This window comes from Streptomyces sp. NPDC088707, from assembly GCF_044752725.1.
Lineage (GTDB): Bacteria > Actinomycetota > Actinomycetes > Streptomycetales > Streptomycetaceae > Streptomyces.
This window is the reverse complement of the sequence record NZ_JBIVLV010000012.1, coordinates 100,057-112,403: the sequence shown is the minus strand read 5'-3', so window position 1 is coordinate 112,403 and position 12,347 is coordinate 100,057. Positions and strand designations below refer to the sequence as shown.

The following is a 12,347-nucleotide window of genomic DNA, read 5'->3' as shown; positions in this document are numbered from 1 at the left end:
CACTCTATCCGGTGGGGCCGTACGGTTCCGGGGTACGCCAGCGCTCGAACGGCCTGTCCAGTCGGTACCGCCCGTCCGCATCGAGCAGGAGCATGCGGGTCTCGGCGTTGCCGGGGTTCGACAGCGACTCGAAGTCCGCGACCGTCCAGTGGAACCAGCGCATGCAGAACAGCCGCATGGTCAGCCCGTGGGTGACGATCAGGACGTTGGGCGGATGGTCGGGCGCCTCGAAACTGCGGTAGAGGCTCTCCAGGAACGCCCCGACCCTGTCGTACACGTCCGCCCCCGACTCGCCCTGCGCGAAGCGGTAGAAGAAGTGCCCGTACGCGTCCCGATAGGCCTTCTGCAGTCGTACGTCCTCGCGCTCCTGCCAGTTGCCCCAGTCCTGCTCCCGCAGCCGGGGCTCCTCCCGCACCCTGACCTGCTCCCGAGGCAGCCGGAAGGCACGCAGGGTCTCGTGGGTGCGGCGGTACGGCGAGACGTAGACGCTCACCGCCTCGTCCCCGAAGAGTTCCCGCAGCCTCTCCCCCGTCTCCTCCGCCTGTCGCCACCCGGTCTCCGTGAGCCGCAGGGCGTGGTCGGGCTCCCGTTCGTACACCGTGTCATCGACATTGCCCTCGGACTCTCCGTGCCGTACGAGGACGATGCGCCGCGGTCGTGCCATACCTCGACCCTAGATCGCCGTTCCCGGGCGGGCTCAACCGAGGAGGCGTCCGGAGTCCATCCGGCGTATGTGTCCGGTGAAGCGATGGCGCAGCGCACGGTCGTGCGAGACCACCACGAGGGCTCCGGTCCACTGCTCCAGCGCCGCTTCCAGCTCTTCCACGAGCCCGAGGGCCAGGTGGTTGCCCGGCTCGTCGAGCAGGAGGAGGTCGGCGGGCCTGGCCAGCAGCCGGGCGAGCGCCAGCCGGCGGAGCTGGCCCGCGGAGAGACCGCCGACCGGCACCGTGAGGTCGGCCGGGCGGAACAGTCCGTACGACAGGAGCAGTTCGGCCCGCTCGTCCTCGGCGAGGGCGAGCCCGCGTCCGAAACAGGCCAGCAGCCGCTCCTCCGGGCGCCGGACCGTGACGTCCTGGGGCAGGTACCCGATCCGCCCGGCGCGCCGGACGTCCCCGGCATCCGGGTCGACCGCCCCTGCCATGACCCGCAGCAGCGTGGACTTCCCCGCACCGTTGCCACCGTGGACGAGCAACCGCTCCCCCGCACGCACGGTGAGCGTGTCCACGGAGAGACGGTCCGCGACGCGCACCCCGGTCAGGGTGACAAGCGCTCCCTCGGCTCCGCCCGCCAGGGGCCGGGCGGAGAAGGAAAGGGGCGGAGGCGGCTGAGAGACAGGCTCGTCGCGGAGTCGTCTCAGGCGCTCCCGGGCGTTGCGGACGCGACCCGAGACCGAGGCCTGGACACGACCGGCCGCCCGGTCGAAGGCCATCTTGTTGTTGTCCTTCATCTCCCTCCCGGGTGCGACCCCGTGCGCCGTGGTCGCGGCATACGCCTCCAGCCGCGCCGTCTCCTCGCGCCACTCCTGGTAGGCCTCCTCCCAGCGCTGCCGCAAGGCCGCTCGCGCCGCGCGGTAGCCGGCGTATCCGTCTCCGTACCGCACGAGCGCACGCCGGTCGGCGTCCACCTCGACGATCGCGGTGGCGACGCGCTCCAGGAAGGTCCGGTCGTGGGAGACGGCCACGACGGTCCCGCGGTGCGCGAGGAGGGCGCCCTCCAGCCAGTCGAGCGCCTGCGCGTCGAGGTGGTTGGTCGGTTCGTCGAGCAGGAGCACCTCCGGGCCGGCCGCGACCGCGCAGGCGATGCCGAGCCGGGCGAGTTGCCCACCGGAGAGGCTGCCGAGTATCCGCTCGCGACCGGTACCGGCGAGGCCGAGTCCGTAAAGAGCCTTGTCGACCCTGGCGTCCGCCTCGTATCCGCCGCGCAGTTCGTAGGTGGTGAGGAGCTCGCCGTACGCGTCGAGCTGCGCCTCGTCCGCCGTGTCGAGTCGGGTTTCGAGTGTGCGCAGCCGCCGCTCCATGGCGCGGAGCTCGGCGAGCGCGGCGTCGATCGCGTCACCGACGGTGGCGCCGGGAGGGAGGTCGGGCGTCTGGGCGAGCATCCGCAGACCGCCCTCGGCGAGGGTGACGACGCTGCCCTCGTCGGGCTGCTCCGCCCCGGCGAGGAGGCGCAGCAGAGTCGACTTCCCCGCGCCGTTCTCCCCCACGATCCCGACCCGCTCCCCGGGGCGCACGGAGAGCGAGGCCTGGTCGAGGAGCAGCCGTTCGCCGCGGGACACGGCGACGCCGTGCAGTGAGATCTGAGTAGGCAAGGGCGCCTCCAGGAGTGGACCGTCAAACACAACTTCGATTGCGTTAAGCCGAGTGTGGCAGACTTGAACCACTAACGCAACGGGAGTGGCAATTGAATGAGTCGATCGAGAAGCCCTCGGCGCCGGCGCCCGGCAGCACGCGCCCCGGCGGCCGCACCGCCCGCACCCGGGCCGCCGTCCGGGACGCCGTCCTCACCGGCCTGTCCGAGCACGGCTACCCCGCCCTGACCGTGGAGTACGTTGCGGAGCACTCGGGCGTCCACAAGACGACGCTTTACCGCCGCTGGGGCAGCGTCGAGGGTCTCCTCGCCGACGCGCTCGACCTGGCGAACGACGACGCCTGGACGCCGCCGGACACCGGGAGCCTCTTCGGAGATCTGCGCGCACTCGCGCACGAGGTCGTCGACGCCTTCGGCGATCCCGCCACCGGCGCGGCCCCCACCGCCTTCATCGGCGCCGCGTTCCAGTCCCCGCGGGCAGCGGAGGCCCTGCACGCCTTCTACACCGAGCGCTTCCGGCGCTGCGAGGTCGTCGTCACCCGGGCCGTCGCCCGCGGCGAGGCACCGCGGGGCACCGACGCGGGCGCGGTCGTCCAGGCGGTCTCCGCTCCCCTGTTCCTGCGGCTCTTCATCACCCGCGAACCGATCGACGGCGCGCTCGCCGACCAGGCGGCACGCGCGGTTCTGGCGGGGGTCGAGGCGGGCGCGTACGTCCCGGCGTAGCTTTTCCAGCCTCGACGCGGCAGGCGTCTCAGGCCCCCTCAGGCCGTCCTCAGCCAGGCCGTCTCAGGCCGTCTCTCAGGCCGTCTCAGGCCATGCGGACAGCCGACCCGAATCTCCGGCAACACCGTTCGAACGGCCGGCCCGCGCTCGGCTCAGACCGTCCAGGCCGGCTCGAGCTGCACCACGTCCCCGGTCAGTGCCGCCACATCGGCCGCGGTCCTGGCCCGCAGTCCGAGCCGCTCGATCCGCTCCACCCGGTACTTCCCGTGCTCGGCGGCGGACTGCCACATCGACAGCACCAGGAACTCACTGCCCGGCGCCTCGCCGAACAGTCCGCGCAGCATGCCGGGGGACCCGGCCATCGCCGGGTTCCAGACCTTCTCCTGCATCAGTGCGAAGTGTTCGGCACGGTCCTCGTGGACACGGCAGTGCGCCACCCTCGCCACGTCGGCGTCGGAGAACTTCGGCTCGAATCCGGTCTTCACGTCGAAGCGGTGGTCGAACAGCTTGACCTGGATGTCTTTGTACGTGCCCAGCTGCGCGGACGCCAGGCGATCATGCGATCGCGCCATGAACGAGTCGTAGAAGGCCCGGCTCTCCCAGAAGCCGAAGACATGGGCGACGTCCGGCCGAGCCCGGCTCCACCCGCCGCCCTGTCCCCGGAATCCCGGCTCACCGAGAAGCCCCGCCCATTTCCGCTGTCCCCGCTCGAACCCTCGACGGTCCATCACGGTGCAGCGAATCCACTTGACCAGCACCGCGCCATCGTACGGGCCCGGAGACCGCCCCGGCAGACCCCGTCAGGGTCCCGCCGGGTGCAGGCGCTCGAGTCCCGTGCGCTCCTCGTCGTCCAGTTCGATCCCGAACCGGCTCTCCAGCGTCGCGATCAACTCGCTCACGGGTACGGCACGTTCCTCGACGACACCGTCCGTCCGTACCGTCGACAGCGTGTCGCGCACCAGCGCCCTGCGCTCGTCCTCCCCGGGCCGCTGGGCCACGACCTGGCCGAGGAAGCGCGACTGCGGATGGCTGGAGCTGTAGTGGTTCATGACGGCGAAGTCGCCCGGGTAGAGCGTCTGCGGGGAGAAGGCGTACAGATCGGCCCACCCCTGAGGGCGCAGGGACCGCAGCACATGGATTCCCTCGTCCTCCTCGACCAAACCGAACGTCCAGCCGCTCTGCTCCACGCGCGCGCCGTCCCGCAGGGGCACCGGCTCCAGCGGCCCCTGCCAGCCGAACCCCACGTCGGCGAGCCACTGTTCGCCCTCGAGCGCGACGACGAGAAGCGCGTGCGTGACGGGCGGCAGCGCCGCGCCCCGCGAGCGGTTCCGCGCCCCGCGCCCCTTCACCGTGAAGCCGATCCGTTCGAGCACGGCGGCGAACAGGGAGTTCTGCTCGTAGCAGTAGCCCCCACGCCGCCGTTCGACGAGCTTGGCCTGAAGGCTCTTCAGGTCCAGCGGAACAGGTCGCCCCAGGGCGACGTCGAGGTTCTCGAAGGGCACCGCCCGGACGTGCGCCCGGTGAAGGGCGGTCAGTGTCCGCAGATCGGGGGCGAGCTCCCCGTCCCGTTCGGTCTCGTATCCGATTCGAGCCAGATATGCATCGAGATCCAGCTCCTCACCACTCCACAAACCGTTCTCCCCCTCAACCCCCGGGTCCACTGTCGTAGCCCCATGACACCATGAGCAATCGGCCCACGACCAAGGGCTTTTGAGCGGGTGAGCGGTTCGACGAGAGGCGTGCGCGGGGGCGTACGCGGAGAGGGGAAGCACCATGAGCGGACTCAACAAAGGGGTGGGCCGGGTCGAGGTGACGCTCAAGTGGGACCCTGCCCCGACCGGCGCGCCGGCCCACGATCTGGACATCGTCGCCGGTGTCTTCGACGCCGACGATCCGCACGGGGCTCCGGTCCAGCTGGTGCACTTCGGCAGTCGGTCCCCCGACGGCACGATCACGCTCCACCGGGACAGCCGTACGGGCCAGGGATTCGGCTACGACGAGGCCATGACCCTGGAGCTCGACCGCCTGGCACCGCGGTACGCGCGCGTGGTGGTCGGCGTCGCCATACAGCAGGGCGGCGGGCGGCGGTCCTTCGGCGACGTGGCGAACACGGGCGTACGGGTCCGCGAGGGCTACACGGACCTGCTGGTCCATGACTTCGCCGACGTGCCGGACGCTCTCGCGGCGACGGTCGTGGAGTTCACCCGGGACGGCGCCGACGGCTGGACGTACCGCCCGATCAGCCACGGGTTCGACGCCGACCCCCAGGTGTTCGGCACCGTGCTGGGTTCCATACGCGCCTGAAGGTTCCGTACTCGCCAGAACCGACGCTCGCTCCCGGACACGGCGAAGGGGACCGGCACGAGGCCGGTCCCCTTCCTGAAGCACCTACTCGATGTCAGCTGCAGCCGCTGGTCGAGCCGCAGCCCTCGCAGATGTAGCAGGAGCCGGCGCGCTGCATCTTCGTCCCGCAGGAGAAGCAGAGCGGGGCGTCGGCGCTGATGCCGAGCTGCATCTCGACGAGCTCAGCCGAGGTGTGCGCCTGCTTCGGGGCCGGGACCTCGATCTTCGGGGCCGGGGCCGGGGCCGCGACGGCCTTCAGCTCCTGGGCGCGGGGCGCGGACTGGGCGAGCGCCTCGACGTCGACCTCGTCCTCCTCGGACTGCTCGTACGAGCCGGTGTCCAGGTGACGCTGACGCTCCTCGGCCGAGTGGATGCCGAGCGCGGAGCGGGTCTCGAAGGGCAGGAAGTCCAGCGCCAGGCGGCGGAAGATGTAGTCGACGATCGACTGCGCCATCCGCACGTCCGGGTCGTCCGTCATGCCGGCCGGCTCGAAGCGCATGTTGGTGAACTTCGAGACGTACGTCTCCAGCGGGACGCCGTACTGCAGACCGACGGAGACGGCGATGGAGAAGGCGTCCATCATGCCGGCGAGCGTCGAACCCTGCTTGGACATCTTGAGGAAGACCTCGCCGAGACCGTCGTCCGGGTAGGAGTTGGCGGTCATGTAACCCTCGGCGCCGCCGACGGTGAAGGAGGTGGTGATCCCCGGGCGGCCCTTGGGCAGACGCTTGCGGACCGGGCGGTACTCGACGACCTTCTCGACGGCCTCGCGGATCGTCGCCTCGGTCTTCGCGGTGACCTCGACCTTCTCCTCCTCCTTCTTCTTGGCGGAGAGGGGCTGGCCGACCTTGCAGTTGTCGCGGTAGATGGCGAGCGCCTTGACGCCCATCTTCCAGGCCTCGAAGTAGACCTCCTCGACGTCCTCGACCGTGGCCGTCTCCGGCAGGTTCACGGTCTTGGAGAGGGCGCCCGAGATCCACGGCTGGATGGCGGCCATCATGCGGACGTGGCCCATCGCGGAGATGGAGCGCTCACCCATGGCGCAGTCGAAGACCTCGTAGTGCTCGGTCTTCAGGCCGGGGGCGTCGATCACATTGCCGTTCTCGGCGATGTGGGCGACGATCGCCTCGATCTGCTCCTCCTGGTAGCCCAGGCGGCGCAGGGCCTGCGGGACGGTGCCGTTGACGATCTGCATCGAGCCGCCGCCGACGAGCTTCTTGAACTTGACCAGGGCGAGGTCGGGCTCGAGGCCGGTGGTGTCGCAGGACATCGCGAGACCGATGGTGCCGGTCGGGGCGATGACCGAGGCCTGGGCGTTGCGGAAGCCGTTCTTGGCGCCGAGGCGGATCACGTCCTGCCAGGCCTCCGTGGCGGCGGCCCAGATCGGCGAGTCCAGGTCGTCCACGCGGACGGCCTTGGTGTTCTCGTCGGCGTGCTGCTGCATGACGCGCTGGTGCGGCGCGGCGTTGCGGGCGTAGCCGTCGTACGCGCCGACGACCGCGGCGAGCTCGGCGGAGCGCTTGTACGAGGTGCCGGTCATCAGGGAGGTGATGGCACCGGCGAGGGCGCGGCCGCCGTCGGAGTCGTACGCGTGGCCGGTCGCCATCAGCAGGGCGCCGAGGTTGGCGTAGCCGATGCCGAGCTGGCGATAAGCGCGGGTGTTCTCGCCGATCTTCTCGGTGGGGAAGTCGGCGAAGCAGATGGAGATGTCCATCGCGGTGATGACGAGCTCGACGACCTTGGCGAAGCGCTCGACCTCGAAGGCCTGGTTGCCCTTGCCGTCGTCCTTGAGGAACTTCATCAGGTTCAGCGAGGCGAGGTTGCAGGACGTGTTGTCCAGGTGCATGTACTCGCTGCACGGGTTCGAGCCGTTGATACGGCCGGACTCGGGGCAGGTGTGCCAGTGGTTGATCGTGTCGTCGTACTGGATGCCCGGGTCGGCGCAGGCCCAGGCGGCCTCGGCCATCTTGCGGAAGAGCGACTTGGCGTCGACCTCCTCGATGACCTCACCGGTCATCCGGGAGGTGAGGCCGAACTTCCCGCCGGACTCGACGGCCTTCATGAACGTGTCGTTCACGCGGACGGAGTTGTTGGCGTTCTGGTACTGGACGGACGTGATGTCGTCGCCGCCCAGGTCCATGTCGAAGCCCGCGTCACGGAGGGCGCGGATCTTCTCCTCCTCCTTGACCTTGGTCTCGATGAAGTCCTCGATGTCGGGGTGGTCGACGTCGAGGATGACCATCTTGGCCGCGCGGCGGGTCGCGCCGCCCGACTTGATCGTTCCGGCGGAGGCGTCGGCGCCCCGCATGAACGAGACCGGGCCGGAGGCGTTGCCACCGGAGGAGAGCAGCTCCTTGGAGGAGCGGATGCGGGAGAGGTTCAGGCCGGCGCCGGAGCCGCCCTTGAAGATCATGCCCTCTTCCTTGTACCAGTCGAGGATGGACTCCATGGAGTCGTCGACGGACAGGATGAAGCAGGCGGAGACCTGCTGGGGCTGGGGCGTGCCGACATTGAACCAGACCGGCGAGTTGAAGCTGAAGATCTGGTGCAGGAGGGCGTAGGCCAGCTCGTGCTCGAAGATCTCGGCGTCGGCGGGCGAGGAGAAGTAGCCGTACTCCTCGCCGGCCTTCGTGTACGTCTTCACGATCCGGTCGATGAGCTGCTTGAGACCGGTCTCGCGCTGCGGGGTGCCGACGGCCCCGCGGAAGTACTTGCTGGTGACGATGTTGACCGCGTTCACCGACCAGAAGTCGGGGAACTCGACGCCACGCTGCTCGAAGTTGATCGAGCCGTCGCGCCAATTGGTCATGACGACGTCACGGCGCTCCCACGCCACCTCGTCGTACGGATGCACGCCGGGGGTGGTGTGGATGCGCTCGATACGCAGGCCCTTGCTCGTCGCCTTCGCTCCCTTGGAACGAGAACCACGTGCCGGACCGCTCGCCGTCTCTGTCATGCCGCCTCCCATATACGGGCAAAACACACTTTGGCGCCCAGATAGTCCCAGGGCACCGTCTTCTGTACGTCGTTCTGTACTGCTGCCACGAGCGCCGCGGGGGTCGCTCGGGGCACGTCTGCCGGCCGCTCGGCGGCCGGTCGCCGGGCACGGGGCCCGGACCGCCGGTCAGTCGGCGGCGGTGGCGGGAACGGGGACCTCGGGGGTCGCGCCGGTCCCGCGGTTCTCAGCGGGAGGCCGCACGCGGAGTTCCGCGATGGCGGCCTCGAAGTCTTCGAGGCTGTCGAAAGCCTTGTACACGGACGCGAAGCGCAGGTACGCGACGAGGTCGAGCTCCTGCAACGGGCCGAGAATGGCCAGCCCCACGTCGTGGGTGGTCAGCTCGGCGCTCCCGGTGGCACGCACCGCCTCCTCGACCCGCTGGCCGAGCTTGGCGAGGGCGTCCTCGGTGACCGGTCGTCCCTGGCACGCCTTGCGTACGCCGGAGATGACCTTGGTACGGCTGAAGGGCTCGGTGACACCGGACCGCTTCACCACCATGAGCGAGCACGTCTCCACCGTCGTGAAACGACGGGAGCAGTCAGGGCACTGGCGACGACGCCGGATCGACGTCCCGTCGTCGGTGGTGCGACTGTCGACGACACGGCTGTCGGGGTGCCTGCAGAAGGGGCAGTGCATTGGTTCCGACCCTCCCTCACGGCACGACTGGTGAACCTCGCCCGACCGTCAAGGCCCTGCGAAGCGACCCCCAGCATAGGCGATGCGGGCACCCCCGGCAGACCGGGGACCACTACCCCTGGGTGGCCGATGCCATCCAACCACTAGATCTTGGGTTGGCGACGATTCCGGGCGTTCCGCGTGTCGCGACGGGTCCGCTCCCGCGATTCGGCCCCTCAGGGTGCGACACTGAGAGGGTGCACCGCGCGCGACCCAGCGGCGAAGGCTACCGTGACGTCCGCGTCAGGACGGCGGCGCGAGAGTGCTCATACACCCGCATGCGTACACGCGTAAGGCAATCTGCGAATTTTCACTCGAACGTGTGTTTGGCGCAACCTTTCGAAAGCCACTACCGTTGTGCCAGCCAGGGAGACCATTCGAGAGGGGCCGACGACGTGACCACCACCGCAGACAGTGCCACCATCACCGCCCAGGACCGCTCCCAGGGCCGACTCGAGCCGGTGCACGCCATGAATGACACCAGCATGAACGGTGAGGAGCCCGGGCGACCCGCCCGCGCCCTCCCCGGGCGACCTCCAGGCATCCGAGCCGACAGCTCCGGTCTCACCGACCGGCAGCGCAGGGTCATCGAAGTCATCCGCGACTCGGTTCAGCGGCGCGGCTACCCGCCGTCGATGCGCGAGATCGGTCAGGCCGTCGGCCTGTCCAGCACGTCCTCGGTGGCGCACCAGCTCATGGCGCTGGAGCGTAAGGGCTTCCTGCGCCGGGACCCGCACCGCCCCCGTGCGTACGAGGTGCGCGGCTCCGACCAGCCGAGCACCCAGCCGACGGACACCACGGGCAAGCCCGCCGCGTCGTACGTGCCCCTGGTCGGCCGGATCGCGGCCGGTGGCCCGATCCTCGCCGAGGAGTCCGTCGAGGACGTCTTTCCTCTCCCCCGGCAGCTGGTCGGTGACGGCGAGCTGTTCGTCCTCAAGGTCGTCGGCGACTCGATGATCGAGGCCGCCATCTGTGACGGCGACTGGGTCACCGTCCGCCGCCAGCCCGTCGCGGAGAACGGCGACATCGTCGCGGCGATGCTGGACGGCGAGGCCACGGTCAAGCGCTTCAAGCGCGAGGACGGCCACGTCTGGCTGCTCCCGCACAACGCGGCGTACCAGCCCATCCCCGGCGACGAGGCGACCATCCTCGGAAAGGTCGTGGCGGTGCTTCGGCGCGTCTGACTCACCGCGCCGGCTCTGACCGGGCCCCGGGACCCACTGCGCCGGTCCCGGGGCCCTGCCGTGTCCTGCCGAGCCCCGGTGCGCCGGGGCTCGGCAGAGTGGACCCTCAGACATTCGCCGCCTTCGAGGCGGCATCGATGGCCGCCAGCGACTTCCGTACCTGGTTGCGGTCGGTCGTGTACCAGAAGTCGGGCAGCGAGGCCTTCAGATAGCTGCCGTACCGTGCCGTCGCCAGCCGGGGGTCGAGAACCGCCACCACACCCCGATCGCCCGTGGCCCGCACGAGCCGACCCGCGCCCTGTGCCATGAGCAGGGCGGCATGGGTCGCCGCGACCGCCATGAAGCCATTGCCCCCGGCCTCCTCGACGGCCTTCTGCCGGGCGCTCATCAGCGGGTCGTCCGGGCGCGGGAACGGAATCTTGTCCATGACCACCAGCTGACAGCTGGCCCCCGGGACGTCCACGCCCTGCCAGAGCGACAGCGTGCCGAAGAGACAGGTCTTCGGGTCTGCCGCGAAGTTCTTGATCAGCTCACCGAGGGTGTCCTCACCCTGGAGCAGGATCGGCAGCTCCGGGACCCGGATCCGCAGCTCCTCCGCCGCCTGCTGCGCCGCACGCATCGAGGAGAACAGACCGAGGGTCCGTCCGCCGGCCGCCTGCATCAGCTCGGTCAGCTCGTCGAGCATGTCGCCCCGGTCCCCGTCCCGCGCAGGACGGGAGAGGTGCTTGGCGACGTAGAGAATCCCCTGCCTGGGGTAGTCGAACGGGGAACCGACGTCGATCCCCTTCCAGACGGGCAGGTCGTCACCCGTGGTGCCCTCGGGAGCGAGCCCCAGCGAGGCACCGACGCCGTTGAAGTCGCCGCCCAGCTTGAGCGTCGCCGAGGCCAGGACCACGGACCGCTCCGTGAACAGCTTCTCCCGCAGCAGGCCCGAGACGGTGAGCGGCGCGACCCGCACCGAGGCTCCGAAACGGTCGTGCCGCTCGTACCAGACGACGTCGTACTCCGAGCCCTGGGTGATCCGCTCCGCCACACCGTGGACGGTCTCCACGGAGGCCATGGCCTGCTTGCGCACCGCGTCCTCGTCCTGCACGGACCGGTCGCGGGTGGAACCCAGGGCCGTGATCACCGCGCGGGCGGCGTCACGCAGCGCCATCAGGGCGTACGCGAGGTCCTCCGGGATCTCCTCCAGGCGACCCGGCAGGGCCAGCTCCATGACCCGCTCGAAGCCCTCCGCCGCGGTCTGCAGCTGGTCGGCGACCTTCTCGTCGACCAGCTTCGAGGACCGGCGCACGGCACGGTTGACCTGGCCGGGGGTGAGCTCGCCGGTGGCGACCCCGGTGACCCGGGAGACCAGCTCGTGGGCCTCGTCGACGATCAGCACCTCGTGCTGCGGGAGCACCGGGGCACCCTCGATGGCGTCGATGGCGAGGAGGGCGTGGTTGGTGACGACGACGTCGGCGAGCTTGGCCCGCTCGCGGGCCGACTCGGCGAAGCACTCAGGGCCGTAAGCGCACTTGCTCGCGCCGAGGCATTCCCGGGAGGAGACCGAGACCTGGGCCCAGGCCTTGTCGGAGACACCGGGCGTCAGGTCGTCCCGGTCGCCCGTCTCCGTCTCGTCCGACCAGTCCCGGAGCCGCATCAGGTCCTGGCCCAGCTTGCTGCTGGGCGCGGCCGCTTCGAAGGGGTCGAAGAGGCCTTCCTCCTCGTCCTGCGGGACCCCTTCGTGGAGCCGGTGCAGACAGAGGTAGTTCGACCGGCCCTTGAGCATGGCGAACTGGGGACGGCGGCGCAGCTGCGGATGCAGCGCGTCGACCGTGCGCGGAAGGTCACGCTCGACGAGCTGGCGCTGGAGCGCCAGGGTGGCCGTGGCCACCACCACCCGCTCGCCCTGGGCCAGCGCCGGCACCAGGTAGCCGAGCGACTTGCCCGTGCCGGTGCCGGCCTGGACGAGGAGGTGGGAATTGTCGTCGATGGCCTCGGCCACGGCCTCGGCCATGGTGACCTGGCCGGGCCGCTCCGTACCGCCGACGGCGGTGACGGCGGCGTGGAGGAGGTCGGGGAGGGATGGCTTCGTCATAGCCCTTCCAGCCTACGGGGCGCCACTGACAGCGAAG

General features: G+C 70.1%; 10 protein-coding genes. 3 read left to right on the top strand and 7 right to left on the bottom strand.

Going from position 1 to position 12,347, the window contains the following annotated elements; all coding sequences use genetic code 11:
* Positions 1–4: 4 nt before the first annotated feature.
* Both ACIP84_RS31295 and ACIP84_RS31290 read right to left on the bottom strand, forming a co-directional pair.
* Complete coding sequence (locus tag ACIP84_RS31295) at positions 5–664, bottom strand: histidine phosphatase family protein (protein ID WP_401802404.1); 660 nt, start codon at positions 662–664, stop codon at positions 5–7.
* Positions 665–697: 33 nt separating this feature from the next.
* On the bottom strand, positions 698–2,308 hold the full coding sequence (locus ACIP84_RS31290; RefSeq protein ID WP_401802401.1) for an ABC-F family ATP-binding cassette domain-containing protein: 1,611 nt from the start codon (positions 2,306–2,308) through the stop codon (positions 698–700).
* A gap of 92 nt (positions 2,309–2,400) precedes the next feature.
* On the opposite strand from ACIP84_RS31290, the gene ACIP84_RS31285 reads away from it, so the two are divergent.
* Positions 2,401–3,030 carry a TetR/AcrR family transcriptional regulator gene (locus tag ACIP84_RS31285; protein WP_401802398.1) on the top strand — a complete coding sequence of 210 codons (630 nt, stop codon included), beginning with the start codon at positions 2,401–2,403 and terminating at the stop codon, positions 3,028–3,030.
* A gap of 152 nt (positions 3,031–3,182) precedes the next feature.
* Here the strand turns inward: ACIP84_RS31285 and ACIP84_RS31280 are convergent, their stop codons facing one another.
* Both ACIP84_RS31280 and ACIP84_RS31275 read right to left on the bottom strand, forming a co-directional pair.
* Positions 3,183–3,788 (bottom strand): YdbC family protein, encoded by a 606-nt coding sequence (locus tag ACIP84_RS31280; RefSeq protein WP_355959578.1) that lies wholly within the window; start codon positions 3,786–3,788, stop codon positions 3,183–3,185.
* Positions 3,789–3,830: 42 nt separating this feature from the next.
* The gene (locus tag ACIP84_RS31275; protein ID WP_401802395.1) at positions 3,831–4,661 is read right to left on the bottom strand and encodes an arylamine N-acetyltransferase; all 831 of its coding nucleotides are present in this window, start codon (positions 4,659–4,661) and stop codon (positions 3,831–3,833) included.
* Positions 4,662–4,803: 142 nt separating this feature from the next.
* Here ACIP84_RS31275 and ACIP84_RS31270 point away from each other — a divergent pair, with 142 nt between their 5' ends.
* On the top strand, positions 4,804–5,334 hold the full coding sequence (locus tag ACIP84_RS31270) for a TerD family protein (protein ID WP_055601688.1): 531 nt from the start codon (positions 4,804–4,806) through the stop codon (positions 5,332–5,334).
* 94 nt (positions 5,335–5,428) lie between these two features.
* On the opposite strand, the gene ACIP84_RS31265 is transcribed toward ACIP84_RS31270, so the two are convergent.
* Both ACIP84_RS31265 and nrdR read right to left on the bottom strand, forming a co-directional pair.
* The gene (locus ACIP84_RS31265) at positions 5,429–8,329 is read right to left on the bottom strand and encodes a vitamin B12-dependent ribonucleotide reductase (protein WP_401802392.1); all 2,901 of its coding nucleotides are present in this window, start codon (positions 8,327–8,329) and stop codon (positions 5,429–5,431) included.
* 168 nt (positions 8,330–8,497) lie between these two features.
* Positions 8,498–9,007 carry a transcriptional regulator NrdR gene (nrdR, locus tag ACIP84_RS31260; protein WP_030325324.1) on the bottom strand — a complete coding sequence of 170 codons (510 nt, stop codon included), beginning with the start codon at positions 9,005–9,007 and terminating at the stop codon, positions 8,498–8,500.
* Between the two features lie 434 nt (positions 9,008–9,441).
* Here nrdR and lexA point away from each other — a divergent pair, with 434 nt between their 5' ends.
* Complete coding sequence (lexA, locus tag ACIP84_RS31255) at positions 9,442–10,230, top strand: transcriptional repressor LexA (RefSeq protein WP_209497163.1); 789 nt, start codon at positions 9,442–9,444, stop codon at positions 10,228–10,230.
* 106 nt (positions 10,231–10,336) lie between these two features.
* On the opposite strand, the gene ACIP84_RS31250 is transcribed toward lexA, so the two are convergent.
* Entirely contained in the window at positions 10,337–12,310 is a 1,974-nt protein-coding gene (locus ACIP84_RS31250; RefSeq protein ID WP_355959589.1) for an ATP-dependent DNA helicase, read from the bottom strand.
* Positions 12,311–12,347: the final 37 nt, after the last annotated feature.